Origin of the sequence: Paracoccus nototheniae (assembly GCF_004335005.1) — a bacterium.
In the GTDB taxonomy this organism is placed as follows: Bacteria; Pseudomonadota; Alphaproteobacteria; order Rhodobacterales; family Rhodobacteraceae; genus Paracoccus; species Paracoccus nototheniae.
Genome location: NZ_RQRT01000062.1, coordinates 1 through 25,838 on the forward strand (window position 1 = coordinate 1; position 25,838 = coordinate 25,838).

Here is a 25,838-nt window from a genome sequence, read left to right on the forward strand (position 1 = left end):
ATGTTCGGCAGGCTCAAGGATTGGAGGCGCGTGGCAACGCGATATGACAGATGTCCGAAGATCTTCCTCTCGGCCATCGCCCTCGCAGCAACCGTCATCTATTGGTTATGAATCCTGACCCTAGCAACCCCTATCTGAACGTAATCAGGGCTGTTCCGGTAAAGGCGAGGGCTGATGCCTCCAATTGCAATTTCCGCTGCATCTCATCTGAGTTGCGGATGCTCTACCGGACCCGCTTTCGTGTGGTCTTCGACTGGCTACGCTAACGCGATGATGACCCATACCGGTGATAACTGGCGGGCTCACGCCGGTTGCGGCTTGCTGTTGCCGGCGGGAACGGGAACAGTTGGCGGAAGCTGACGCATGCAACACGAAAGGCTGGTCAATTGCAGGGCGACCCGCTCAGCCACGGGCTTTGGGAAACGACCGCTCCCGCCGCGCCCTCCACCACGCCACTGACCACCGGGGTCGTGGCCCAGGTGGTGGTGATCGGCGGCGGCTATACCGGCCTTTCGACGGCCCTGCATCTGGCCGAGCGTGGCGCCGACGTCACCCTGCTGGAGGCGGTCGAGATCGGGTTCGGGGGGGCCGGACGCAATGTCGGTCTGGTCAATGCGGGCATGTGGGTGATGCCCGACACGCTGGTCGATGCCCTGGGACCAGAGCGGGGGGAACGTCTGATCGCCTTTCTGGGTGACGGACCGGCCCATGTCTGGGACATCATCGCGCGTTACGGCATCGACTGTGACGCAACCCGCGCAGGAACCCTTCACGTCGCAGCCGATCAGGCCGGGCTTGCCGAACTGAACCAGCGTCACGACCAATGGTCGCGGCGCGGTGCGCCCGTGCACCGTCTGGATCGCAGCGAAACGGCCGGAAGGCTTGGATCGTCGCGCTATCACGGCGCGCTTCTGGACATGCGGGCCGGAACGATTCAGCCGCTGGCCTATGCCCGGGGGCTGGCGCAAGCCGCCATCGGGCAGGGGGCGCGCCTTTTCACCGGCTCGCCCGCCACCGGTCTGGAGCCCTGTCGCGGCGGATGGCGCGTCAGCACCCCCCAGGGCGCGGTCACGGCGCGCAAGGTCGTGTTCGCGACGGATGCCTATACCCGCAACCTGATGCCTGACATTCGCACGCAACAGATCTTTCTGCCGTATTTCAATTTCGCCACCGCGCCCTTGCCGGACAGCGTTCTCGGGGCGCTTCTGCCCGGGCGCGAAGGGGTCTGGGACACGCGCAAGATCATGACCTCGTTCCGGCTGGATCGCCGGAACCGATTGGTCTTTGGTTCGGTGGGCGCGCTCAGACATGGCGGGCGGACGATCCATCAACACTGGGCACGGCGGGCGATGCAGCGGATTTTTCCGCAGATCGGTCCCGTCGCATTCGAATCCGGGTGGTATGGCACCATCGGCATGACCCGGGACAGCCTGCCCCGCTTTCACCAGCTGGCGGACGGGGTGGTCAGCTTTTGCGGATATAACGGACGCGGGATCGCGCCCGGCACGGCCTTTGGCCGCTGTCTGGCAGGCTGGTTGCTGGGCGACGATGCGCCGCTGCCCCTGCAGCCCACGGTTCCGCAATCCGCGGCATGTCGAACCCTGCGCAGCGCCTGCTATGAGGCGGGGGCGCAGGCCTTTCATGTCATCGACGCGCGACGCTAGATGGGCATCCTGATGCCCGACCACCCTGACCACATGACCACACCGGACCATGCCTGTTGACGATGCCGGACCGGAACACAAAGGAACCTGACATGACCGACAGCATTGCCACCGACACGCAGGACGTTCTGACCCGCCTTGGCATCGACCGGGCGCTTTACACGGGCGGGACGCTGGCCAGCTTTTCGCCCGTCACCGGCGAACAGATCGCCACGCTGCCCGAACATGACGGGCCGGCGGTGACGGCGGCCATCGACCGGGCCGCTGCGGCCTTTCGCATCTGGCGCAACGTGCCCGCGCCGCGCCGGGGCGAACTGGTCCGCGTCCTAGGCGAGGAATTGCGTGCGGCAAAGGACGATCTGGGCCGCCTCGTGTCGATCGAGGCGGGCAAAAGCCCTTCGGAAGGCGCGGGCGAGGTGCAGGAGATGATCGACATCTGCGATTTTGCCGTCGGCCTGTCGCGCCAGCTTTACGGCCTGACCATCGCCACCGAACGCCCCGGCCACCGGATGATGGAGACCTGGCATCCGCTTGGGGTCGTGGGCGTCATTTCGGCCTTCAACTTTCCGGTCGCGGTCTGGTCGTGGAATGCCGCGCTGGCGCTGGTCTGCGGCAATCCGGTCGTCTGGAAGCCATCGGAAAAGACCCCGCTGACGGCGCTGGCCTGCCAGGCCATCCTTGACCGGGCCCTGACCCGTTTCGGCGATGCGCCCGACGCCCTCAGTCAGGTGATCATCGGCGGGCCGGGAACCGGCGGCGCGCTGGTCGATGATCCCCGCGTCGCTTTGGTGTCGGCCACCGGATCGACCCGGATGGGCCGGCAGGTGGGGCCGCGGGTCGCGGCGCGCTTTGGCCGTTCGATCCTGGAACTGGGCGGAAACAACGCGGGCATCGTCTGCCCCTCGGCCGATCTGGACATGGCGCTGCGGGCCATCGCCTTTGGCGCGATGGGGACGGCGGGGCAGCGCTGCACCACGATGCGTCGCCTGTTCGTGCATGACAGCGTCTATGACCAGCTGGTGCCCGGGTTGATCAAGGCCTATGGCTCGGTCACCGTCGGCAATCCGCTGACGACGCAGGCGCTGGTCGGCCCGCTGATCGACAGGCAGGCCTTCGAGGGAATGCGCGATGCCCTGCACGCCGCAAAGGCAGCGGGCGGCACCGTCCATGGCGGCAGCCGTGTGCCGGATGCCGCGCCCGACACGGCCTATTATGTCCAACCGGCGCTGGTCGAGATGCCGTGCCAGACCGGCCCGGTCCTGACCGAGACCTTTGCCCCGATCCTGTACGTCATGCGATACGGCGATTTCGACGACGTCATCGACCAGCACAACGCGGTCGGTGCGGGGCTGTCGTCGTCGATCTTCACCACCGACCTGCGCGAAAGCGAGATCTTCCTGTCGGCGGCAGGGTCGGATTGCGGCATCGCCAACGTCAATATCGGCACCTCGGGCGCCGAGATCGGCGGGGCCTTCGGCGGCGAAAAGGAAACCGGCGGAGGGCGCGAAAGCGGCTCGGACGCGTGGAAGGCCTATATGCGGCGCGCCACCAACACGATCAATTATTCGCGCGACCTGCCGCTGGCACAGGGCGTCGTCTTCGATATCTGACAGTCGGACTGACCATCGGCGGCGGGCGCCAGCGGGCGGCTCGACCCGCCGCCTGCCCTGCGCTGCACAAGAATGATGCCGCCGATGGCGTTCCCACGCCAAGGGTGCCGGTTGGCGTTGCCATCGGGGCAGAGTTCTGGCTGATGCTGGACGGACCATCTTTGACAGGAACCGATCATGCCCGATCTTGCCAGCCTGCTTGGCTTTGCCGCCATTTCCCTGGGGATGGTGCTGACCCCCGGCCCGAACATGGTCTATCTGATCTCGCGATCGATCTGTCAGGGGCGTGCGGCCGGGCTTGTGTCGCTGTGCGGGGTCGTGGCGGGCTTTGTCGTCTATATGCTCTGCGCCGCCTTTGGGATCACGGCCTTTGTCATGGCCGTTCCCTTTGCCTATGACGCGCTGCGGCTGGCGGGTGCGGTCTATCTGCTTTACCTCGCGTGGCAGGCGGTCAAACCCGGTGGACGCTCGCCCTTCCAGATCCGCGATCTGCCGGAAGACGGACCCCGCAAGCTGTTCGTGATGGGGTTGATGACCAACCTGCTGAACCCCAAGATCGCAGTGATGTATCTGTCGCTGCTGCCACAGTTCATCAGCCCCGGCCATGGCAGCGTGCTTGGACAATCCATCATGCTGGGCGTCACGCAGATCGGTGTCAGCGTCAGCGTCAATGCAGCCATCGTGATCGCGTCGGGCAGCATCGCCGTGTTTCTGGCGCGGCGTCCCGGCTGGATCGTCGTGCAGCGTTGGCTGATGGGGACGGTCCTGACCGCACTGGCCGTGCGGATGATGACCGAGGCGCGTCGCTGACGGGAGCCGTCATCAGCCGGCCCACCGACAGGCGCGGGCCCTAGCGCCGACGGCCCCGGGTCAGGGCCATGATCACGCCAAGGATCAGGCCGGTCGCGGCGCCGCCCAGATGCGCCTCCCATGCGATCGACGGCATCAGCAGGGTCAGCGCGATGTTCAACCCCAGGATCAGCCCCACGGCGCGGACCAGGGGCGTCATCGACCGGCGGCGGCGGCGCAGCGTGATCGCGGCATGCCCGACCAGCGCGCCCGCCAGCCCGAAGACCGCGCCCGAGGCGCCGACCATCGGCCCCGCCCCCGGCTGCATCGCCGCAAAGACCAGTGCCGCGCCGATCTGGCTGGCCAGATAGACCAGCGCCATCTGGCCCGGCCCGATCAACCGACCCAGTTCCCGGCCCACCGCGGCCAGTGAGATCAGGTTCATCGCCAGATGCAGCAGCCCCGCATGCAACAGGCCATAGCTGAGAAACATGACCCAGGCCTGCCCGGGGTAAAGGCCCGGAACCCCTTCCAGCAGCGGCGACCAGAAGCCGCCCAGAATGAAGGCTGCCGACCGTGCGCCGCCAAAGCCAACAAGCGGGCCTGCCAGCAGGGCCGCCTCGGTCAGGCAGCACAAGACGATGACCACCCGCAGCCACAGGGGCAGATGCAGGGGGCCTTGACCGGGGAGCGGGGACTTTGGCGCCCTGTCGCGGGTCAGGTCTGGGGCGGGGGTGCGGCGGTCGACATGGGGGATCGCCACGGGGCGCGCGGGGTCATCCATGCAAAGGCCGCACCATCCGCGACGGTCCGTCCGCGGCCTTATCCGCGCGTGTCATCGGCGCGGATCTGGCGGGCCTCGTCGATCAGCATGATCGGGATGCCCGAGCGGATCGGAAAGGCCAGCCCCGCCGCGCGCGACACCAGCTCCTGCGCTGCGGCATCGTAATGCAGCACGCTGTGGGTCACCGGGCAGACCAGCGATTCCAGCATATGGCGGTCGAAGGCCGCAGGACCGGCTGGCACATCGGCTGCGGGCAGATCGGCTGCGGGCAGGCCCGACAAGGGTTGGCCAGATGGCGGCAGGTCCGGGATTGTGGGGCCGGTCATTGCAGTCTCTCCTCGTTTTCGCCGCCGTGCAGGGCAAACTCGACCAGCCCGACCAGCAATTCGCGCCGGTCCGACAGGCTGGGGGATTCCAGCAGCGCCTGTTTGTCGCCGGGCGTGAACGGCAGCATCATCGACAGCGAATTGATCAACAGTTCGTCCTCGGCGCCTTCGGCAGCCTCCCAGTCCGTGGACAGGTCATGGGTTTCCATATAGCGGCCCAGCAGCGCAAACAGTGCCTTGCGGTCAAGGCCGGGATCCTGTTCCGCCCCGCCCAGATCGCGGGCAAAGGATGTCCAGTCGACCTCGGCTTGCAGATAGGGGGCGAATCCGTCGAAGGTTTCCAGCAGCCGGAACCGCGACACGGCCCCAAGCGAGATCATCATCCGCCCGTCATCGGTTTCCGAAAACGCCACCACGCGCCCCGCGCAGCCGATGGCCGACAGACCGTCGCCCTCGGGCTGGATCATGCCGATCAGGCGATGGTCGGTCTTCAGCGCGTCTTCCAGCATCTGTAGATAGCGCGGCTCGAACAGATGCAGCGGGATGCGGGCGCGCGGCATCAGCACGGCGCCCGGCAACGGGAACAGGGGGATGCGGTTGGGCAGATCGAAACGACGCACCATGACGCTCAGGCGAAGATCAGCGAGGACAGACGGCGACGACCCTTCTGCCCGATCGGATCGCCGGGCTTGAGGCTGTCAAAGATCGTGATCAGCTGAGCCTTTGCGGCACCGTCGTTCCAGTCGCGGTCGCGGCGGAAACTGTCCAGCAGGATGTCGATCGCCGCTTCCAGCTGGCCCGCCGCGTGCAGGGCCTGAGCGTATTCCAGACGCGCCTGCTGGTCGGTCGGATCAGCCTCGACCCGGGCTTGCAGATCGTCCAGCGGGCCTGCTGTGGCGGCCTGCTGGGCCAGCTGCAACTGCGCGCGGGCGGCCTCGACGGGCCCCGCGCCTGCGATGGGGCCGGGCACCTGCTGCAGGGTCGAGGCGGCGGCGGCGGCATCCCCCGCCGCCAGATGGGCGCGGATCAGGCCGCCCCAGGCATCGGCGCTTTCGGGCATTTCGCCGATGATGGCGGTAAAGGTCTCGACCGCATCGGCGGCCTCGCCATCCTCGATCATCTGTTCGGCGGCGGCGATCGCCTCGGCCAGACCGCCGTCATCGCCGGACAAAGCGACCAGCTTGTCGACGAACTGCTTGATCTGGCTGGCGGGCAGGGCGCCCTGAAAGGCATCGACCGGCTGACCCTTGAAGAAGGCGAAGACCGCCGGGATCGACTGGACGCGCAGCTGCCCGGCGATCATCTGGTTCTGGTCCACATCGACCTTGGCCATGCGCACACGGCCCTTGTGGCGGGCGACCTCGGCCTCCAGCGCGGGGCCAAGCGTCTTGCAGGGGCCGCACCACGGCGCCCAGAAATCGACGATGACCGGCACCTCCATCGAGGCTTCCACCACCTCGGCCATGAAGGTCGCCTCGGTCACGTCCTTGATGAATTCGTCAGTCTTGGGCGCTTGGGCCCCGTCGAAAAGCATGGTCATCTTTGGCCCCGGATCGCTTGGGTTGAAGGCGGTTCTGCCCAATATGGGGGGTCGGGCGGACGAACAAAAGGGCGGAATGCGCCACCGTTCGTCACAGGCCCGGCCCCGGACTACAGATCAAAGCTGGCCAGCACCGGGACATGGTCGCTTGGCCCCTCCCATCCGCGCACCGGGCGCAGGATGCGGCTGCCATGGGCGGCACTGGCGATGTCGGGGGTGGCCCAGATGTGGTCCAGACGCCGCCCCTTGTCGGCCGCGTCCCAGTCCTTGGCACGATAGCTCCACCAGCTGTAAAGCAGCCCCGAGGGGATGTCCTGCCGCGTCACATCGACCCATCCCCCGGCATCCTGAGCGGCCAGCAGATGCTCGATCTCGACCGGGGTGTGGCTGACGATCTTCAGCAATTGCTTGTGCGACCAGACGTCATCCTCGCGCGGGGCGATGTTCAGGTCGCCCACAAGGATCGAGCGTTCGGGCCGGTCGGCGTGGAACACGTCGCGCATCTCGGTCAGGAAATCCAGCTTTTGGCCGAATTTCAGGTTCACCTGACGGTCGGGAATGTCGCCGCCCGCCGGGATATACATATTGTGGATCACCACGCCGTTTTCCAGCCGGGCCGCGACATGGCGCGCATGGCCAAGGGCCGCATAATCGCGGTCGCCCGCATCCTCCAGCGGCAGCCGGGACAGGATGGCGACGCCGTTATAGCCCTTTTGTCCGCGCGCCACGATATGGGTGTATCCCAGTTCGGCAAAGCGGGTCAGCGGGATCTTGTCGACCGGCGCCTTGCATTCCTGCAGGCACAGGATGTCGGGGCTTTCCTCTTGCAGGAACCGGGCGACCAGCCCCTCGCGCAGGCGGATCGAATTGATGTTCCAGGTGGCGATGGTGAACATGACGCGGGCTCCTTTTCGCGGCGGACCCTAACCAAGCCGCCCCGATGTGTCGAGCGCCGGGGCCGCAGCCGATGTGCACATGGCAGGCACAGACTGTGCGCGGGCAGGGGGGTGGCCGGGCTTGCCTGACGGGCAATGCGGGTATTCAACAGGCAGACATGCGGCGCCAGCAGGCCGGTGACGGGGGGAACAACCCCCGGCCAGCCCCGTTGGCCCCGGGATCACGGAAAGGAAACGACATGGGTCAACTGGTCAACGGCGTCTGGCAGGACAAATGGTACGACACCGACAGCACCGACGGAGAGTTCCGGCGCGACACCTCCAAGTTCCGCAACTGGGTCACGGCCGACGGCAGCGCGGGCCCCACGGGCACGGCCGGGTTCAGGGCCGAAAGCGGGCGCTATCACCTGTATGTCAGCCATGCCTGTCCCTGGGCGCATCGCACGATGATCTTTCGCGCCCTGAAGGGGTTGAACGATCATATCGACGTGTCGGTCGTCCATCCCGACATGCTGAAGGACGGGTGGGAGTTCCGCACCGATTTCGAGGGCGCGACCGGCGACCGCCAGTTCGGGCTGGACTACCTGCGCGAGGTCTATCTGCGGGCCAAGCCCGATACCTCGGGCCGGGTGACGGTGCCGGTGCTGTGGGACCGCCAGACCGGACAGATCGTGTCGAATGAAAGCGCCGATATCATCCGCATGTTCAATGCAGCCTTTGACGGCATCACCGGCAATACCGACGATTATTACCCGCAGGCGCTGCGGTCCGACATCGATGCGGTCAACGACCGGGTCTATGACACGGTCAACAACGGCGTCTACAAGGCCGGTTTCGCGACCAGCCAGCAGGCTTATGACAAGGCGGTCGGGCCGCTGTTCGACAGCCTCGACTGGATCGAGGGGCTGCTGGCCCGGAACCGCTATCTGACCGGCGCGACCCTGACCGAGGCCGACTGGCGGCTGTTCACCACCATCGCGCGCTTCGATGCGGTCTATCACACGCATTTCAAATGCAACCGCCACATGATCACCGATTATCCGAACCTGTGGGGCTGGGCGCGCGAACTGTATCAAAGGCCGGGCGTGGCCGCGACGGTGCATCCCGACCATTACATCCGGCACTATTATTTCAGCCATGACATGATCAACCCGAACCGGATCATCCCCATCGGTCCCCAGATCGACTGGACCGCGCCGCACGGGCGGGGCTGAAACCGGGCGCCACGCGCGCAAAAAAAGACCCCGGCGCGGAGGGCGCGCCGGGGCATCAGAGAGGGAGGGGTGTGGCCGCATCCGCCGACCACTGGGCTTCGGTATCAAAACGCCGCACTCCCGGCCCGGTTCCCGCGATTTTCGGTTGCGCAGAAACCTGCCGAAAGCGCCTCAGGCGACCAGACGATAGCCGCCCGATTCCGTCACCAGCAGCCGCGCATTCGAGGGATCGGGCTCGATCTTCTGGCGCAGGCGATAGATGTGGGTTTCCAGCGTGTGGGTCGTGACCCCCGCATTGTATCCCCAGACCTCGTGTAGCAGCACGTCTCGGGCCACCACCCCATCCTGTGCGCGATACAGGAATTTCAGGATGTTGGTTTCCTTTTCCGTCAGGCGGATCTTGCGGTCCTTGACGTCGATCAGCATCTTCATCGAGGGCTTGAACGTATACGGCCCCAGCTGAAAGATCGCATCCTCGGACTGTTCATGCGTGCGCAGCTGCGCGCGCAGACGGGCCAGCAGGACCGGAAACTTGAACGGCTTGGTGACGTAATCGTTCGCGCCCGCATCCAGCCCCAGAATGGTGTCGGCATCGGTGTCGTGCCCGGTCAGCATCACGATGGGGCATTTGACGTTCAGCTTGCGCAGCTTCTTGCACAGCTCGCGCCCGTCGGTGTCGGGCAGGCCCACATCCAGCACCACCAGATCGAAGATGGCGTTCTTGGTGGCCTCGACCGCCCCGGCGCCGCTGCCAGCCTCGGTCACGTCGAAATCGTCGGTCGCGACAAGTTGTTCGGCCAGCGCCTCGCGCAGGTCTTCCTCGTCATCGACCAGCAGGATCTTCTTCAGTCCGGCCATGCTTGCCTCCTTTGCATCATTGCGTAATGAGGTGAGGGCTGCGGTCCCGTCCGTCCAGCCTCATGTGCGATTTCTCACATGGAGTTGTCGGATTGGTGCGCTATGTTTCAGACTGTTTCAAACCGGCGTGACCTCATGAGCCTGATCCCGACCCTGTCCGAGACGATTGCCCGCGCCCGCGCCGACCTGCGCATGGGCCTGCCGGTGGCCATCGGCGACCATCTGGCAGCGGCGGTCGAGACCCTGTCGCCCGCCCGTCTGGCCGATCTGCGCGCGCTTGGGCCGGGGGTTCTGGCGCTGACCGACCGGCGCGCGGGCACGCTGCGCGCGCGCGCCTATGACGGCGATCTGGCGCGGGTGATCCTGCCGCCGGATGCGGATCTGGCCTGGCTGCGCGCGCTGGCCGATCCGGCGGGCGATCTGATGACGCCGCTGAAAGGCCCCCTGACCAGCGCCCGTGGCGGTGCGGTCGACGCCCATCGCGCCGCATTGGCGCTGGCGAAATCGGCCCAGCTGCTGCCCGCGATGCTGGTCGTCGCCGCCCCTGCGCCTGATGGGCTGACGCATCTGCCCCCCGGCCCTGCGCTGGTCCAGCTGGCGGCCGAGGCTGCGATGATCCCGGTCGCCGCCGCCCGGCTGCCGCTGATGTCCGCCGAACGGTCGCGCCTGCACGTCTTTCGCCCCGATGACGGCGGCGAGGAACATTACGCCATCGAGATCGGCGATCCGCCCCGTGACGCCCCGGTTCTGGCCCGCCTGCATTCGGCCTGCTTTACCGGCGACGTGCTGGGCAGCCTGAAATGCGATTGCGGCCCGCAGCTGCAGGCGGCCCTGACCGCGATGGGTCAGGCCGGGTCCGGGGTGCTGCTCTATCTGAACCAAGAGGGGCGGGGCATCGGCCTTGCCAACAAGATGCGCGCCTATGACCTGCAAAATCAGGGCTTCGACACCGTCGAGGCCAACCACCGCCTTGGATTCGAGGACGACGAACGCGATTTCCGCATCGGCGCCGCGCTGTTGCGGCGCTTGGGCTTCGCGGCGGTGCGGCTGATGACCAACAATCCGCGCAAGGTGACGATGATGCAGGCCCATGGCATCGCGGTGCCGGACCGGGTGCCGCTGATCGTGGCGCGCAACCGCCACAATACCGGCTATCTGGACACCAAGGCCGAAAAATCGGGCCATCTGCTGTGACCGGTTTGGTTCTGACCCCGCAGGGCCTGCGCGCCTTCGGACGCCCCCTGCCCTGCAGCATCGGCCGCGCCGGGATCACCACCACCAAGCGCGAGGGCGACCACGCCACACCCACGGGCCTGCACCGCATCACCGGCCTGTGGTACCGCCCCGACCGGCTGGCCCGCCCGGCCCCTTGGGCGCGGGGCATCGGGCCGGGCGATCTGTGGTGCGACGACCCGACCCACCCGTTCTACAACCACCACAGCCGCGCCCCGCTGGCCGCCAGCCACGAAAAACTGCGCCGCGCCGATCCGCTTTACGATCTGATCCTGACCACCGACTGGAACTGGCCCCGCGCCACGCCCGGCGCCGGTTCGGCCATCTTTTTGCACCAATGGCGCCGCCCCGGCTATGGAACCGAAGGCTGCATCGCTCTGTCCCGCCGCGACCTGATCTGGCTGGCCCGCCGCGCAAGGCCGGGAACGACGCTCAGCATCCCGGCTTCTTCTTCACTCAAATATCCAGAAAATCCGGCCTAGCCGACAGCCCGCGCGCCGAAGATCGCGGAACCGATCCGCACATGCGTCGCGCCTTCGGCGATCGCCGCCTCGAAATCCGCGCTCATCCCCATCGACAGGCCGGACAGTCCATGCGCCTCGGCCAGCCCGCGCAGCAGGCGGAAATGCGGGATGGGATCCTGATCCTCGGGCGGGATGCACATCAACCCCTCGGGGGTCAGTTCCAGCTCGGCGCAGAGCGCCAGAAAGCCCGGCAACTCATCGGCCAGAATGCCCGCCTTTTGCGGCTCGTCGCCGGTGTTGACCTGAACGAAGATCTGCGGGCGGCGGCCCTGTTCGGCGATCTGCGCCGCCAGCTTGCGGGCCAGCGTGACACGATCCAGCGTGTGAATTGCGTCGAACAGCTGCACCGCGGCGCGGGCCTTGTTCGATTGCAGCGGCCCGATCATGTGGACCAAGACGTCGGGATGGGCGGCTCTCCAGCCGGGCCATTTGCCCTGCGCCTCCTGCACGTAATTCTCGCCAAAGACGGTGTGGCCCTGCGCCAGAACGGCCTCGACCCGCTCGGGCGGCTGCAATTTGCTGACCGCGATCAGGGTCACGCTGCCCGGCGCGCGCCCGGCTTTGATTTCGGCCGCATGCACGCGGCGGGTGATGTCATCCAGTCCCATGGCCCAACCTGACAAAAAGAAAAGAGCGGGCGCAAGGCCCGCTCTTTCCAAAAGACGATGTGATCTGACAGATCAGAAGTCGAAGCGAACGCCCATGTCGGCGTACACACGCTCGTCATAGTCGCGCTGCAGCGAAGCACCAAGACGTGCGCCGCCCAGGTCGTAGTTGACGCCGACGCCGAATGCGTTGTCGGTTTCGTTGCCGTCGGCGTTGTTGTTGCCGACAAAGGCTTCGATGTTGGTCATGCCATCGGCCAGCGTATAGTCGCCGAACAGCAGGATGGTGTCGCCACCTTCAATGTCGGTCGTACCGTTGAGGTAATCGTCCGTCGAGACATAGGTCACGCCAACATTGGCATTGTCCATGACGGCATAGCGGCCGCCGACATACCAGATGTCGTTGTCTTCAAAGCCAGCGCCGTTGGTGACGTAGGCCGCTTCCAGATCCAGACGGTCGTTCCAGGTGTATGCCACCGAAAGAGCGTACTCTTCCTCGTTGGCTTCACCGGCGCCGAACTCGTCCAGGCCCGACTGGTCGGGGTCGATATAGGACGCACGCACGGTGAAATCGGCGATCTCGTACTTGGCAGCGACGCCCGAGCGGTTCTGGCTGGCCTCGGTGAGGCTGCCATAGGGACCAGTATTGTAGGCAAAGATGTTGCCATTGACGGCGCCGACGCTGGTGTCATACGAGCCCAGCTCCGAACCGAACACGACGCTCAGGTCATCATAGGCGTTGCCGACGTTGCCGATCGAGACGGTCAGGCCGCTGGCGGTGATGTAGATGACGCCGGCGTTCAGTTCTGCCTGCCGACCGCGCGATCCGGAGTTTTGATCCCACTGCATACGGAAACGTGCACCGAAATCGATCCCCTGATCGGTCGAGGTGGAGGCGTCGATGTTCATCCGCAGGCGCGAGATGATCTGGCTTTCGTTCAGGCCATCGGCGTCATCAGCAGCGGTATTTTCATAGTACTGGACGCCGGTACGGCCGTAGCCCGAAATGGTGACATCGGCGGCGGCGACGCCGGCGGTCAGGACCAGCGCGGTGGAGGCGATGAGTGCCTTTTTCATGGTGGTGTTCCCTCTTGTCTCTCTGATGCCCAAGCCGGAGGCCCCGCCTTGGGTATGCGATTGGTGTCACCTTTTCGCGATTGTGATGCAACGGAATCAGTTGCCGCATGATTTCTTTGCCCAATTCCGTGATGCACTTGCGCCACACCTGTTCGTGCAGCAGCGCCGGGGCAGGGCCGGCTCTCGCCTGCCGGGGCGGGGCCGTTGTCCAAACCGCTTGTTTCACCGGCGCGATCCGGGCTATTGCTTGGCCCGACGAAAGACCTCCGGGGGACAGGATGACCTATGCAAGCGCCGCGCGCCTGATCATCGCCACGACGTTGTGTGCGGGGCTGGCGGCCTGCGGAAATTCGGGGCGGACCGAACGCTCGGCGCCCGATCAGGGTTCGGACATGCGTCCCGAAGTGCGTTCCAGCCGGATCCAGGATCTGTTCACCGGGTCCGAGAATCCCAACCAGTCGGTGGGCGTGAACAAATACCTGTGGAATGCCAGTCTTCAGGTGCTGAATTTCCTGCCGGTGCAGACGATCGATCCGTTCACCGGGGTGATTCAGACCGGCTATGGCACGCCTCCGGGCGGCGGGCGGTCCTATCGCGCGACGATCCAGATCAGCGATCCGGCCCTTGACGCGCGCAGCCTGCGCCTGTCGCTGCAGGGCCCCGGCGGCGCGGCGGTCGAACCCGGCACCGCCCGCGCGGTCGAGGATGCGATCCTGACCCGCGCCCGCCAGCTGCGCATTCAGGACGGCCGTCTTTAAGGAGCTGCCGTCTTTGAAGATTTGGCGTCCTTGAAAGGCCGGGCGTCTTTCCGGGCGCCCGCCTGCCGAAGCGCGCCTGCTGAAGGTGCCGGACGCGCGCCCCGGACGCGGCCTTGCTCTGGACCCGCCCATGCGGGGCGTATAGACCCTGCGGGCAACGCATGACGCCCGAGGTTTCCCATGCCCTATGATCCCGCGACAAGCGAAGCCCGCTGGCAGATGGCCTGGGCCGATGCCGGCAGCTTTACCGCCATCCGCGACGAACGCCCCAAATACTATGTGCTCGAGATGTTTCCCTATCCGTCGGGGCGCATCCATATGGGCCATGTGCGCAATTACACGATGGGCGACGTGGTGGCGCGGTTCAAGCGCGCGCAGGGGTTTTCGGTGCTGCATCCGATGGGCTGGGACGCCTTCGGCATGCCCGCCGAGAATGCCGCGATGGAACAGGGCGGCCATCCGCGCGACTGGACCTATGCCAATATCGCCACGATGCGCGACCAGCTGAAGCCGCTTGGCCTGTCCATCGACTGGAGCCGCGAATTCGCCACCTGCGACGACTCTTATGTGGCGCAGCAGCAGGCGCTGTTTCTGGACATGCTGGAGGCCGGGTTGATCACCCGCAAATCGGCGCAGGTGAACTGGGATCCGGTCGACATGACCGTTCTGGCCAATGAGCAGGTGATCGACGGCAAGGGCTGGCGGTCGGGCGCTGCGGTCGAACGGCGCGAGCTGACGCAATGGTTCTTCCGCATCTCGGATTATTCGGACGAGCTGTTGGGGGCGTTGGACGATCTCAAGGGCTGGCCCGAAAAGGTGCGGCTGATGCAGGCCAACTGGATCGGCAAGTCGCGCGGGCTGCAGTTCAGCTTTGCCACCGCCGATGCCCCCGAGGGGCATGACGCGATCGAGGTCTATACCACCCGCCCCGACACGCTGATGGGGGCCAGCTTTGTCGCGCTGTCGCCCGATCATCCGCTGGTGCGCGAACTGGCCGCGTCGCGCCCCGAGATCGCCGCCTTCATTGAGGAGTGCCGCAAGATCGGCACCACCGAAGAGGCCATCGAGACCGCGCCCAAGCTGGGCTTCGACACCGGGCTGACGGTAACCCATCCGCTGGATGCGGGCTGGCATCTGCCGGTCTGGATCGCGAATTTCGTGCTGATGGATTACGGCACTGGCGCGATCTTTGGCAGCCCGGCCCATGACGAACGAGATCATGAATTCGCGCTGAAATACGACCTGCCGATCCGCGCGACCTTTGGTCAGCCGGGCATGGATACCGCCGCCGCCGATGCGCTGGTGGCGGATGCGCCTTTCGTGCCGATGAAATCGGAACCCGTGACCTATGTGCGCGGCTTTTCGAGCGTGCCGGATCAGACCGGCGAGGCTGCCGTGGCCGCCGCCATCACCCATGCGGAAACGCAGGGCTGGGGCAAGGGCGTCACCAAATTCCGCCTGCGGGACTGGGGGATTTCGCGCCAGCGCTATTGGGGTTGCCCGATCCCGGTCCTGCATTGCGATGCTTGCGGCACGGTCCCCGAGGCCAAGGCGAACCTGCCGGTGCTGCTGCCGCAGGACGTGAGTTTCGACGTGCCCGGCAATCCGCTGGACCGCCATCCGACATGGCGCCAGGCGCTGTGCCCGACATGCGGTGGCCCCGCGCGGCGCGAAACCGACACGATGGACACCTTCGTGGATTCGTCGTGGTATTACGCCCGCTTTACCGCGCCCCAAGCCGCCACGCCGACGGACCGGGCCGATGCGGATTACTGGATGAATGTCGACCAGTATATCGGCGGCATCGAACACGCGATTTTGCACCTGCTGTATTCGCGGTTCTTTGCGCGGGCGATGGTCAAGACGGGTCATCTGCCGGAAGCTGCGAAAGAGCCCTTCGATGCGCTGTTCACGCAGGGGATGGTGACGCACGAGATTTATGTGACCCGCGACGCGCGGGACCGCCCGGTCTACCACCTGCCCGAGGATGTGATCGACGGAAAGCTGGCCGATGGGCGGGCGGTGACGGTCATCCCCTCGGCCAAGATGTCGAAATCCAAGAAGAACGTCGTCGATCCGGTCAATATCGTCGACAGCTTCGGCGCCGATACCGCGCGCTGGTTCATGCTGTCGGATAGCCCCCCGGAGCGGGACGTGGAATGGACCTCGGCCGGGGCCGAGGCGGCGTTCAAGTTCCTGTCGCGGGTCTTCCGACTGGCCGATGAGGCACCCGAGGCGGGGGGCGACGATCCCGATCTGACCCGCGCCGCCCATCGCGCGATCGCCGATATCACCAGGGCGATCGAGGGGTTTGCCTTCAACAAAGCCGTCGCGAAACTGTACGAGCTGGCCAATGCGGTCGGCAAATCCGGCGCGGGCGGCGAGGCGCGTCGCGCCGTGTTGCGGATCATGGCGCAGCTGATGGCGCCGATGGTGCCGCATCTGGCCGAAGAGGTCTGGTCGAAATCGGGCGGGCAGGGCATGGTCGTCGATGCAGGCTGGCCCAAGGCGGACCCGACCCTGCTGGAGGATGACAGTGTGACCCTGCCCATCCAGATCAACGGCAAGCGCCGGGCCGAGATCACCGTGCCCAAGGACATGCCCAAGGCCGATATCGAGGCGCTGGTGCTGGCGGATGAAACGGTGCTGCGGTTCCTCGAGGGGGCGGCGGTGAAAAAGCTGATCGTGGTGCCGGGGCGGATCATCAATGTCGTCGCATAGCCGCCGCGCCATCCTGCTGGGGGTGCTGGCGACCCTTGGGCTGGCGGCCTGCGGGCTGACCCCGGTCTATGGTCCGGGGGGCGGCGGCGGGAAATTGTTCGGCAAGGTCCGCCCGCGCGACCCGGACACGCCGATCGATTTCATCTTCAACCGCCGTCTGGCCGAACGCTTGGGCCCCGAGGCGGATGCGACCTATGATCTGGATTACCGCATCACGGCGGGCGCGGTGGCGCAAGCGATCACCCCCGACGAGGTGACGACCCGCTATTCGCTGAACGGCACCGCCGATTTCGCGCTGACCGGGCCCGATGGCGCGGTGGTGGCGCAGGGGCGGGTCAGCAGCTTTACCTCGTATTCCACGACCGGCACGACCATCTCGACTTTGGCGGCCGAGGGCGATGCGCGCGAGCGGCTGGCCCTGATGCTGGCCGATCAGGTGGTGACGCGGCTGCTGGCCGCAGCCTCCGGCCTGCCGGACTGACGCCGTGCTGCTGAAAGGGGCCGAGATCGCGCGCTATCTGGCCCGCCCCGACCCCTCGCGGCCGGGGCTGCTGATCCACGGGCAGGATGCGATGCGGGTAGCGCTGAAGCGCGCCGAGGCGGTCCGCGCGCTGGTCGGCGAGACGGCAGACGAGGAAATGCGCCTGACCCGGATGAGCGGCGCAGGCCTGAAGAAAGACCCCGCCCAGCTGATCGACGCGGTGCGCGAGGTGGGCTTCTTTCCCGGCCCCCGCGTCGTGCTGGTCGAGGATACGCCCGATCTGGCCACCGACGCGATCCGCAATGCGCTGAGCGACTGGCGGCAGGGCGATGCGGTGATCCTGGTGACGGCGGCGGCGCTGTCCAAAGGCTCGGCCCTGCGCAAGCTGTTCGAGACGCATGGGCAGGCGGTGACCGCCCCCATCTATGACGATCCGCCGTCCGAGGACGAGGTTGCCCGCTGGCTGGCGGATGCCGGTCTGCGCGAGGTGCCGCCCGCATCGCTGCGCGAGATGATGATCCTGTCGCGGGCGCTGGACCCGGGGGATCTGCGCCAGACGGTCGAAAAGATCGGCCTGTACAAGCATGGCGATCCCGCGCCCCTGACGGTCGAGGAAATCGCCCTGCTGGCCCCCGCCACCATCGAGGCCGATCTGGACGAGCTGATCCACGCCGTGGCCGAACGCCGCGAGGCCGATTTCGGCCCGCTGATGCGCCGGGTGGATCAGCAGGGGATCGCGCCCGTCACGCTGTGCATTCAGGCCCTGCGCCATTTCCGGGCGCTGCATCTGGCCGCCGCCGATCCGGCGGGGCCGGGCGTGGCGCTGGCGCGCGCGCGGCCCCCGGTCTTCGGGCCGCGCCGGGACCGGATGGCGCGGCAGGCGCAGGCCTGGGGGATGGGGCCGCTGGAAGAGGCGGTCTCGGCCCTGCTGGCGACCGACATGACGCTGCGATCGGCCAGCCGCGCGCCGCAGATGGCGCTGGTGGAACGCGCATTGCTGCGGCTGGCGATGAAGCCCCGGGGGCGGCGGTGAGCGAGCCCGAGGTCGTCGATGCGCTGGTCATTGGCGCAGGCCCTGCCGGTCTGATGGCGGCCGAGATGCTGATGGCACCGGGGCGCCGGGTGGTGGTGGCCGAGGCGATGCCGACGCCCGCCCGCAAATTCCTGATGGCGGGAAAATCCGGGCTGAACCTGACCCGCGTCCAGCCCTTGCCCGAGTTTGCCCGCGTGATCGCGGGCGGGACCGGGGGCTGCCTGCCCCCGGACCCCCGGGGATATTTATGGACCAATGCAGGCGCATTCGGGCCCGAGGCGGTGATGGACTGGGCCGAAGGGTTGGGGGTCACGCTGTTCACCGGCTCGACGGGCCGAGTGTTTCCGGTGGGGATGAAGGCCTCGCCCCTGTTGCGGGCTTGGCTGGCGCGGTTGCAGGGCGGCGGGGTCCAGTTGCGCAGCCGCTGGCGGTGGGTCGGGGTGGAGGACGGGTTCGCTTTTGCGACGCCCGAGGGGGCGCGGGTCGTGCGGCCGCGCGTCACCGTGCTGGCGCTTGGCGGGGCCAGCTGGCCTCGGCTCGGTTCGGACGGGGCCTGGATGCCGGTGCTGGCCGGGGCCGGGGTGGACGTGGCGCCGTTCCGGCCTGCGAATATGGGGTTGCGGGTCGCGTGGTCGGGGCCGATGGCGCGGATGTTCGGTGCGGCGGTCAAGGGCACGGCGATCCGCGCGGGCGGGCAGGTCAGTCGCGGCGAATGGGTGATCGGCGCCGGAGGGATCGAGGGCGGCGGTATCTATGCTGTGGCGGCGGCGATCCGCGACGGGGCGGTGGCCGAGGTCGATCTGGCGCCGGATCTGGCGCCGGGGGCGCTGGCCGCGCGGTTCGCGCAGCCGCGCGGTCGGCTGAGTCTGGGGAACTGGCTGCGCCGGGTGATCGGCGATCCGGTCAAGGTCGCGCTGCTGCTGGAATGGGGCCAGCCTTTGCCGCGTGATCCCGCCGGATGGGCGGCGCGGGCCAAGGCGCTGCCTGTCCGCCATGACGGCCCGATGGGGCTGGATCGGGCGATTTCCTCGGCAGGCGGAATCCAGGCCGGGGCGCTGACCCCGGATCTGGAGCTGCGCGCCTGGCCGGGCGTCTTTGCCGCTGGCGAGATGCTGGACTGGGAGGCGCCGACGGGTGGCTATCTGCTGACCACCTGTCTGGCGACCGGTCGCCGGGCGGGACAGGCGGCGGCCCTGCAGCTGGCCTGAGGTCTGTCACAGGGCGGCGGTCCGCGCATAGGCCGGGCGCAGGCGCATCCGGTCCAGATAGTCCGACAGCCGGTGCTGGGTCACCGGAAAGCGCGCGATCAGCGCCCAGTCCAGACAATGCGTCAGGATCACGTCGGGCACGGTCATCCGGTCGCCCAACAGGAAGGGGCCGTCGGACATGCGGTGGATCAGCGTCTTCTGGCTGGCCTCGAATTCCCACCGCAGGCTGTTCTTGATGGCGGCCAGTCGTAATTCCTCGGGCAGGATGAAGCTGTGGCGCGCGGCCAGCCACAGGGCGGCGTCGAATTCGTCCAGCAGGAACTGGGTCAGGCTGTCCTGACGCGCCCGGTCCAGGGTGCCCGCCGGATGGGTCAGATCGCCATGGCGATCCGCCAGATAGGTCAGGATCGCGGTCGAATCGGTGATCGGGGTGCCGTCATCGATCAGCACCGGCACCTTGCCCGCCGGGTTGAACTGGGCCACGCCCTCGCTTTGCGGATTGGCGGGGATGTGATCATAGCCAAGCCCCAGCTCTTCCAGCATCCAGAGCACGCGGAATGCGCGAGAATTGACGGGTCCGATCACGCGATACATGGGGGCCTCCTGCCTTGATCGGACAGAAGGCCCCAGTGTTGCGGCCCCGTCAAGCGGGCGTCGTCAAGCGGCTCAGGCGCGGCGGCAGGCCACCAGCTGCTGGCGATACATCTCGGACCGGGCATTGACCTGCCCCGCCACCCGCATCAGCCAGCTTTTCTGGCGATAGCTGCCGCTGCGAAAGCCGCCCCGCCCCTCGTGATAGGCCAGATATTGCGACGCGGCGTCGCCTTTCGACAGGCCCAGCTGTTGCTGGCTGCCATGCATGTACCAGCCCATGAAATCGGTCGCATCGCGGATGTTGTCACGCTGCGCCCGGCGGTTGCCGGAGTTGCGCTGATATTCCTCCCAGGTGCCGTCCAAAGCCTGAGAATAGCCAAAGGCGCTGCTTTGCCGTCCGATGGGAATGACCCCAAGCGCGTATTGATGCGGGGTGCGGGCATCGCCGATGAATTTCGATTCCTGGTACATGGTCGCCATCTGCACATGCACCGGCACGCCCCATTTCCGCTCGGTCTGCCGCATGGCGCGCAGATAGGCGGGTCGTTCGGCGGCGATGGCGCATGCATTGTCCAGCTGACGCGGCGCGCTGTAATTGCCGCCACCGCCGCAGGACGCGACCAGCCCCACGATGGCCAGTTTCAAAAGCCTGTTCATCCTACCCTCGTTCTGCTCGTTCTGGGGTTTTGCAGCGATCATAGGGGAAATCACGCGCCGGTGAAATCACAATGCCGAAGGCGCGGGCGCAACCTTGCCGACCAGCCCCGGCGCAGGGCCTCCTTCGGTCCTGAAATATCCCCGCCGGAGGCATCCCACCTCAGCCGTCCGCGCCATCCGTCCGGTCGGCGCCCTCGGGCCGCAACAGGGCGTTCAACGCCTGCAGATCGCCCGCCCCCGCCTCCAGCAGCAGCGCCTCCAGCGCGCGGTAATGGGTCAGCACCTGCTGGCCGGTCTCGGTCACCCGCGCGCCGCCGCCGCCCGGTCCGCCGCGCGCGCTGTCGATCACCGGCAGGGCAAAGGCGATGTTCATCTCTTCGACCAGCGTCCAGGCGCGCTTGTAGCTCATTCCCATCTCGCGCGCGGCGGCCGAGATCGAGCCCAAGCGCGCGATCCGGGCCAGCAGTTCGGCCTTGCCCGGCCCCAGGATCAGGGGCGAATCATATTCCAGCCGCAGCTTGATGCGCAGCCGGGGGCTGGTCGCGGGGGGGGTCATGCCGTGCCTCGTCTTTCGTTATTCCTGTCGAGCATAGCGCCTTGTCGTCCGGGCTGCAATTTGCCGCGACGGCAGGGTTGCGGGACGCGCGCCCGGGCCTATCGTGACCGACAGGCAAGAGGAGGCCCACCATGTCCGCAACCGATATCGTCATCCTGTCCGGCGCCCGCACCGCCATCGGCACCTTTGGCGGCAGCCTTGCCGCGATCCCGCCCACCGCGCTGGCGGCGCTTGTGACCCGCGCCGCGCTGGATCGCGCGGGTCTGGCGCCCGACCGCATCGGGCAGGTCGTCTTTGGCCATGTGCTGAACACCGAGCCGCGCGACATGTATCTGAGCCGCGTGGCGATGCTGGATGCGGGCATCCCCCACACCACGCCCGCGATGAACGTCAACCGGTTGTGTGGATCGGGGGCGCAGGCCATCGTCTCGGCCGCGCAGGCGCTGATGCTGGGGGATGCCGATTTTGCCATAGCCGGCGGCGCGGAAAGCATGAGCCGGGCGCCTTACATCGTTCCGCAGGCGCGCTTCGGGGCGAAGATGGGCGATGTGACCATGCTGGACATGATGACCGGGGCGCTGACCTGCCCGATGGGCACCGGCCATATGGGCGTCACGGCGGAAAATGTCGCCGCCGAACATGACATCTCGCGAGAGGATCAGGACGCTTTCGCGATGGAATCGCAGCGGCGCGCGGCGGCGGCCATCGCGGCGGGGCATTTCCGCGACCAGATCGTGCCCATCGAGGTCAAGGCCCGCAAGGGCATGGCGCTGTTCGATACCGACGAGCACCCCAAGGAAACAAGCCCCGAAAAACTGGCCGCCCTGCGCGCCGTGTTTCGCAAGGGCGGCAGCGTGACGGCGGGCAATGCCAGCGGCATCAATGACGGCGCCGCCGCGCTGGTTCTGGCGCGGGCGGATGCCGCGCAAGCCGCCGGGCTGACCCCCCGGGCGCGGATCTTGGGCTATGCCCTGGCGGGCGTGCGCCCCGAGGTGATGGGCATCGGCCCGGTTCCCGCCGTGCAGGCGCTGATGGCCCGCACAGGTCTGAGCATCGGCGATTTCGACGTGATCGAATCGAACGAGGCCTTTGCCGCGCAGGCTCTGGCGGTCAACAAGGAACTGGGGATGGACCCGGCGCGCGTGAACCCCAATGGCGGGGCCATCGCCCTTGGCCATCCGGTCGGCGCGACCGGCGCGATCCTGATCGTCAAGGCCCTGGCCGAGCTGGAACGGACCGGCACCCGCACCGCGCTGATCACCATGTGCATCGGCGGCGGGCAGGGAATCGCCATCGCGATCCGGCGCGACTGATCCGACGAAAGTCTTGGTTTCGCCGCCGGTCCGGTTTGCGGACCGGTTTCCCCTTGCGTTCCGCCCCGATCCCGGCCCGACTGGTCTGGACAAAACGAGGAGGAGACGGGGTGTCACAGGGAGTTCTGTTCATTGCTGCGGCCTTGCCGGTCGTGGTGGTCTTTGTTCTGCTGGTCGTCATGCGGCGGTCGGCCAAGCTGTCGATGATGGCGGCCTATGTCGTGACGGCGCTGCTGGCGCTGGTGTTGTGGGGGGCACCGCTGGCGCGGGTCGCGGGGGCCACGGTCAACGGGCTGGTGACGGCGGTCACGCTGCTCTACATCGTCTTTGGCGCGATCCTGCTGCTGTATACGGTGCAGGAATCCGGGGCGATCCGGGCGATCCGGCGCGGCTTTACCGACATCTCGCCCGACCGGCGCATTCAGGCGATCATCATCGCCTGGATGTTCGGATCAATGATCGAGGGGGCCTCGGGGTTCGGCACGCCTGCCGCCGTGGCAGCGCCTTTGCTGCTGGCCATCGGCTTTCCGGCGATGGCGGCGGTCATGGTGACGCTGATCATCCAGTCGACGCCGGTGTCCTTTGGCGCGGTGGGCACGCCGATGCTGGTCGGCATCACCACCGGCCTGTCGAACAGCCCCGAGGTGGAGGCCGCGATCTCGCCCATGACGATCGCCGACTATGTCCCGGTCGTCGCCGCGCAGGTGGCGCTGGTGCATGCGCTGGTCGGCGTGCTGATCCCGCTGATGATGGTGGGGATGCTGACGCGGTTCTTCGGGTCCAGCCGCAGTTTTGCGGAAGGGTTCCGGGCGTGGAAATTCGCGATCTTTGCCGGGCTGGCCTTCACGCTGCCCTATCTGGCCGTGGCCCGCGTGCTGGGGCCGGAATTCCCGTCCCTGCTGGGCGGTCTGATCGGTCTGATGATCGTCGTTCCCGCCGCGCGGGCGGGCTGGTTTTTGCCCAAGGACAGCTTTGATTTTCCGCCCCGCGCGCAATGGGAGGATGGCTGGCAGGGTCAGCTTGAACCTGATCAGGCCGATCTGGGGCCGGGCGACCGGCAGATCGGGCTGCTGACCGCGTGGATGCCCTATGTCATCGTCGCGGCGCTGCTGGTGCTGACGCGGACCATCGCGCCGCTCAAGGCCTGGCTGACCGGACCGGACACGACCATCGCATTGCGCGATCTGTTCGGGTCGGGGATCAATGCGACGGCGCAGTTCGCCTATTCGCCGGGCACGGTGATGATCATCGCCTCGTTGATCTCGGTCGCGCTGTTCCGGATGCGCGGGCGCGATTACGGGCGGGCCTGGGCCATTTCGGGCCGCACGATGCTGTCGGCGGCGCCGGCGCTGTTGCTGGCGGTGCCGATGGTGCAGGTCTTCATCAATTCGGGGTCCGAGGGGATGGCGTCGATGCCCATCACCCTGGCCGAGGGGATGGCGGCGGCGACCGGCGCATCATGGCCGCTGTTCGCGCCGATCGTGGGGGCGCTTGGCGCCTTTATCGCGGGGTCGAACACGGTGTCGAACATGATGTTCTCGCTGTTCCAGTTCTCGGCTGGGCAGGGCATCGGGCTGGATCTGGCGGGCATCACCACGGTCGTGGTGCTGCAGGCGGTCGGCGGTGCGGCGGGCAACATGGTCTGCGTGCATAACGTGGTCGCCGCATCCGCTGTTGTCGGCCTGACCGACCGCGAGGGCGACATCATCCGCAAGACGCTGATCACCATGGCCTATTATGTGGTGCAGGCGGGCCTGATCGGCATGGCGCTGATCGGCGGCGGTCTGTGGTGGGCGGCGGCGCTGGTCTGGGCCGCGGTCGTGCTGGGCGCGATGCGGGCCAACCGGGGCCGCGCCACGGCCTGAGGGCGCTTGATCGGCAAAGGGGCGGCCCCGCGCGGGCCGCCCCTTTTGCATGTCCACCTGCGGTCCGAAAGGGTGGCAAGGTCTGTCCCCAGGCTGCAACCAGGCGGAAGCGCAGTCCTGCAACAGGAACGGGCCGCCCAGCAAAAGGCGGCCCGCGAGATCCAAGGAGATGGTCCGGTTAGGGGCGGATCTGCATCCGGTCCCAACCAGGGTATGAAGCCTTTGGGGCTGCCCTCAGGCTACGGTCCCCCCGACTGTTCCGAAACGTCTCTCCACTATCACTCTAGACACTGGACCACCTCCTTTCAAAAGATTGCTGTATGAACTCAGGCTGACACAGATACAGATTCTGTCAATCAGCTTTCCGCAGTGCGGCGCAACAAATTGCGGACAATTATCCGGAATGGCACAAGGGCCAGTAGGGCCAACGACAGTTTGACCATCCAGTCGGCAAGGGCCAGCGACATCCACAACGGCCCGAGCGGCCCCTGACCCAGCAGCGGGACCGCCTCATTCGCCCAGCCTGTATTGGCGTCGGCGGGCAGGAAAGCGGCAAAGGCGATGCCAAAGAACAGCACTGTATCCAGCACCGATCCGACCAGCGTCGACACCAGCGGCGCCCGCCACCAGCGTCCCGCGCGCAGTGCATCGAAAATCGCCACATCGGCCATCTGTGCCACCAGAAACGCCGTGCCCGAGGCGATGGCGATGCGCAGCGTCGTCGCCTCCAGCCCGGCCGCGACCAGCGACCACAGCACGCCCGTGATGAAACCCGCCAGCACCACCCGCCGCGCGGCGGGCGCGCCATAGACGCGGTTCATCACATCGGTGACCAGAAAGGCCAGCGGATAGGTGAAGGCCCCCCAGGTCAGCCAGGTGGCCACGGTGAATTGCACAAGGATGTTCGAGGCCAGCACGATGGCGGCCATGGCAAGGATGCCGGGCAGAAAGCGGGTCATCGGTCAGGTCCGTTTTGACAAGGTTGCGGAGAAACTCGGCCCCGTCGCGTGAGGCACACGCGGGGCAACGGGGCCTTACGCCCGCGCAGGGCCGCTTGTCAATTCTGCTGCGCCTGCAGGTCGGTGTCGCGCAGGCGGTATTCCACGATCTCGGTCCGTTGCAGAAATAGGAAGTTGTCGTCCGAGATCATCGTGATGCGGATGCCCGTCCCGTCATGCCAGACCGAAATGCCTTCCAGATTGTCATATTGCAGCGGACTGGTTTCCAGCAGGATTTCGTCATCTTGCAGCACGCCGGGGGTCAACTGCATCCGCCGCACCCGCGTGGCAAAGCCCAGAATGCCGCGAAAGTCGCGTTCCAGAAGATAGAACCAGCCATCGGGGCCGAAATCCGCCCCCACCGCCAGCCAGCGCGGATCGCGGCGGATCTGCGCATAGTCCGACCACGCGCCGTCAAAGGCCAGAACGGTAAAGGGCGTGGATTCATTGGCAGATCGTTCGGGCACGGCGACGATCAGCCCGTCATCGCGGATGGCCAGCGCCTCCAGCCCGCTGTTCTGGCCCATGCCGGGC

At 66.8% G+C, this 25,838-nt stretch carries 26 protein-coding genes and 1 pseudogene; 14 read left to right on the forward strand and 13 right to left on the reverse strand.

What is annotated here, in order from left to right:
* The 4 genes and pseudogenes from EG885_RS17475 to EG885_RS17490 all read left to right on the forward strand — a co-directional run.
* Window positions 1-111, forward strand: a pseudogene (locus EG885_RS17475) (IS5/IS1182 family transposase); the annotation flags it as partial.
* Between the two features lie 275 nt (window positions 112-386).
* Window positions 387-1,664: an NAD(P)/FAD-dependent oxidoreductase gene (locus EG885_RS17480; RefSeq protein WP_131577079.1), complete on the forward strand. Its 1,278-nt coding sequence runs from the start codon at window positions 387-389 to the stop codon at window positions 1,662-1,664.
* Between the two features lie 92 nt (window positions 1,665-1,756).
* Window positions 1,757-3,274 carry an L-piperidine-6-carboxylate dehydrogenase gene (amaB, locus tag EG885_RS17485; protein ID WP_131577081.1) on the forward strand — a complete coding sequence of 506 codons (1,518 nt, stop codon included), beginning with the start codon at window positions 1,757-1,759 and terminating at the stop codon, window positions 3,272-3,274.
* Window positions 3,275-3,451: 177 nt separating this feature from the next.
* The gene (locus EG885_RS17490; RefSeq protein ID WP_131577084.1) at window positions 3,452-4,084 is read left to right on the forward strand and encodes a LysE family translocator; all 633 of its coding nucleotides are present in this window, start codon (window positions 3,452-3,454) and stop codon (window positions 4,082-4,084) included.
* A gap of 40 nt (window positions 4,085-4,124) precedes the next feature.
* Here EG885_RS17490 and EG885_RS17495 read toward each other — a convergent pair whose 3' ends face one another.
* The 5 genes from EG885_RS17495 to EG885_RS17515 all read right to left on the reverse strand — a co-directional run bounded on the left by EG885_RS17495 (window position 4,125) and on the right by EG885_RS17515 (window position 7,609).
* Window positions 4,125-4,847, reverse strand: a complete 723-nt coding sequence (locus tag EG885_RS17495) for a rhomboid family intramembrane serine protease (protein ID WP_131577087.1) — start codon at window positions 4,845-4,847, stop codon at window positions 4,125-4,127.
* Between the two features lie 38 nt (window positions 4,848-4,885).
* Complete coding sequence (locus EG885_RS17500; protein WP_131577133.1) at window positions 4,886-5,056, reverse strand: Trm112 family protein; 171 nt, start codon at window positions 5,054-5,056, stop codon at window positions 4,886-4,888.
* 113 nt (window positions 5,057-5,169) lie between these two features.
* Window positions 5,170-5,796 carry an LON peptidase substrate-binding domain-containing protein gene (locus tag EG885_RS17505; protein WP_131577090.1) on the reverse strand — a complete coding sequence of 209 codons (627 nt, stop codon included), beginning with the start codon at window positions 5,794-5,796 and terminating at the stop codon, window positions 5,170-5,172.
* A gap of 5 nt (window positions 5,797-5,801) precedes the next feature.
* Entirely contained in the window at window positions 5,802-6,707 is a 906-nt protein-coding gene (locus EG885_RS17510) for a tetratricopeptide repeat protein (protein WP_379107545.1), read from the reverse strand.
* Between the two features lie 116 nt (window positions 6,708-6,823).
* A complete protein-coding gene (locus EG885_RS17515; RefSeq protein ID WP_131577097.1) occupies window positions 6,824-7,609 on the reverse strand; it encodes an exodeoxyribonuclease III in 786 nt (261 codons plus the stop codon).
* 239 nt (window positions 7,610-7,848) lie between these two features.
* Between EG885_RS17515 and EG885_RS17520 the strand changes: the two genes are divergently transcribed.
* Window positions 7,849-8,823: a glutathione S-transferase family protein gene (locus EG885_RS17520; RefSeq protein WP_131577100.1), complete on the forward strand. Its 975-nt coding sequence runs from the start codon at window positions 7,849-7,851 to the stop codon at window positions 8,821-8,823.
* A gap of 171 nt (window positions 8,824-8,994) precedes the next feature.
* Here the strand turns inward: EG885_RS17520 and EG885_RS17525 are convergent, their stop codons facing one another.
* Window positions 8,995-9,681, reverse strand: coding sequence for a response regulator transcription factor (locus tag EG885_RS17525; RefSeq protein WP_131577103.1), 687 nt, complete (start codon window positions 9,679-9,681; stop codon window positions 8,995-8,997).
* Between the two features lie 135 nt (window positions 9,682-9,816).
* On the opposite strand from EG885_RS17525, the gene ribA reads away from it, so the two are divergent.
* Both ribA and EG885_RS17535 read left to right on the forward strand, forming a co-directional pair.
* The gene (ribA, locus tag EG885_RS17530; protein WP_131577106.1) at window positions 9,817-10,875 is read left to right on the forward strand and encodes a GTP cyclohydrolase II; all 1,059 of its coding nucleotides are present in this window, start codon (window positions 9,817-9,819) and stop codon (window positions 10,873-10,875) included.
* A gap of 5 nt (window positions 10,876-10,880) precedes the next feature.
* Complete coding sequence (locus EG885_RS17535; protein ID WP_131577135.1) at window positions 10,881-11,396, forward strand: L,D-transpeptidase family protein; 516 nt, start codon at window positions 10,881-10,883, stop codon at window positions 11,394-11,396.
* Here EG885_RS17535 and EG885_RS17540 read toward each other — a convergent pair.
* Both EG885_RS17540 and EG885_RS17545 read right to left on the reverse strand, forming a co-directional pair.
* Window positions 11,393-12,046, reverse strand: coding sequence for a YggS family pyridoxal phosphate-dependent enzyme (locus EG885_RS17540; RefSeq protein WP_131577109.1), 654 nt, complete (start codon window positions 12,044-12,046; stop codon window positions 11,393-11,395). The genes EG885_RS17535 and EG885_RS17540 overlap by 4 nt on opposite strands.
* Before the next feature lie 72 nt (window positions 12,047-12,118).
* Complete coding sequence (locus EG885_RS17545; protein WP_131577111.1) at window positions 12,119-13,120, reverse strand: porin; 1,002 nt, start codon at window positions 13,118-13,120, stop codon at window positions 12,119-12,121.
* A 278-nt stretch (window positions 13,121-13,398) separates the two neighbouring features.
* On the opposite strand from EG885_RS17545, the gene EG885_RS17550 reads away from it, so the two are divergent.
* The 5 genes from EG885_RS17550 to EG885_RS17570 all read left to right on the forward strand — a co-directional run bounded on the left by EG885_RS17550 (window position 13,399) and on the right by EG885_RS17570 (window position 19,321).
* Window positions 13,399-13,878 carry a DUF3576 domain-containing protein gene (locus EG885_RS17550; RefSeq protein WP_131577113.1) on the forward strand — a complete coding sequence of 160 codons (480 nt, stop codon included), beginning with the start codon at window positions 13,399-13,401 and terminating at the stop codon, window positions 13,876-13,878.
* Window positions 13,879-14,058: 180 nt separating this feature from the next.
* On the forward strand, window positions 14,059-16,599 hold the full coding sequence (leuS, locus tag EG885_RS17555; protein WP_131577115.1) for a leucine--tRNA ligase: 2,541 nt from the start codon (window positions 14,059-14,061) through the stop codon (window positions 16,597-16,599).
* A complete protein-coding gene (lptE, locus tag EG885_RS17560; RefSeq protein ID WP_131577117.1) occupies window positions 16,586-17,080 on the forward strand; it encodes an LPS assembly lipoprotein LptE in 495 nt (164 codons plus the stop codon). The genes leuS and lptE overlap by 14 nt, the downstream gene beginning before the upstream one ends.
* 4 nt (window positions 17,081-17,084) lie before the next feature.
* A complete protein-coding gene (gene holA / locus EG885_RS17565) occupies window positions 17,085-18,113 on the forward strand; it encodes a DNA polymerase III subunit delta (protein WP_131577119.1) in 1,029 nt (342 codons plus the stop codon).
* Window positions 18,114-18,166: 53 nt separating this feature from the next.
* Entirely contained in the window at window positions 18,167-19,321 is a 1,155-nt protein-coding gene (locus EG885_RS17570) for a TIGR03862 family flavoprotein (protein WP_131577137.1), read from the forward strand.
* A gap of 6 nt (window positions 19,322-19,327) precedes the next feature.
* Here EG885_RS17570 and EG885_RS17575 read toward each other — a convergent pair whose 3' ends face one another.
* The 3 genes from EG885_RS17575 to EG885_RS17585 form a co-directional block, all read right to left on the reverse strand.
* Window positions 19,328-19,915, reverse strand: a complete 588-nt coding sequence (locus EG885_RS17575) for a glutathione S-transferase family protein (RefSeq protein WP_131577121.1) — start codon at window positions 19,913-19,915, stop codon at window positions 19,328-19,330.
* Window positions 19,916-19,987: 72 nt separating this feature from the next.
* Window positions 19,988-20,572, reverse strand: a complete 585-nt coding sequence (locus EG885_RS17580; protein ID WP_131577123.1) for a transglycosylase SLT domain-containing protein — start codon at window positions 20,570-20,572, stop codon at window positions 19,988-19,990.
* A gap of 160 nt (window positions 20,573-20,732) precedes the next feature.
* The gene (locus EG885_RS17585; RefSeq protein ID WP_131577125.1) at window positions 20,733-21,128 is read right to left on the reverse strand and encodes a winged helix-turn-helix domain-containing protein; all 396 of its coding nucleotides are present in this window, start codon (window positions 21,126-21,128) and stop codon (window positions 20,733-20,735) included.
* 131 nt (window positions 21,129-21,259) lie between these two features.
* On the opposite strand from EG885_RS17585, the gene EG885_RS17590 reads away from it, so the two are divergent.
* Both EG885_RS17590 and EG885_RS17595 read left to right on the forward strand, forming a co-directional pair.
* Window positions 21,260-22,441 (forward strand): acetyl-CoA C-acyltransferase family protein, encoded by a 1,182-nt coding sequence (locus tag EG885_RS17590; RefSeq protein ID WP_131577127.1) that lies wholly within the window; start codon window positions 21,260-21,262, stop codon window positions 22,439-22,441.
* A gap of 110 nt (window positions 22,442-22,551) precedes the next feature.
* Window positions 22,552-24,306, forward strand: coding sequence for an L-lactate permease (locus tag EG885_RS17595; RefSeq protein WP_131577129.1), 1,755 nt, complete (start codon window positions 22,552-22,554; stop codon window positions 24,304-24,306).
* A 356-nt stretch (window positions 24,307-24,662) separates the two neighbouring features.
* Here the strand turns inward: EG885_RS17595 and EG885_RS17600 are convergent, their stop codons facing one another.
* Together EG885_RS17600 and EG885_RS17605 are read right to left on the reverse strand one after the other, a co-directional pair.
* Entirely contained in the window at window positions 24,663-25,265 is a 603-nt protein-coding gene (locus EG885_RS17600) for a queuosine precursor transporter (RefSeq protein WP_131577131.1), read from the reverse strand.
* A gap of 98 nt (window positions 25,266-25,363) precedes the next feature.
* Window positions 25,364-25,838 (reverse strand): esterase-like activity of phytase family protein (locus EG885_RS17605; protein WP_207392318.1); only part of this gene is annotated, 475 nt, incomplete at its 5' end.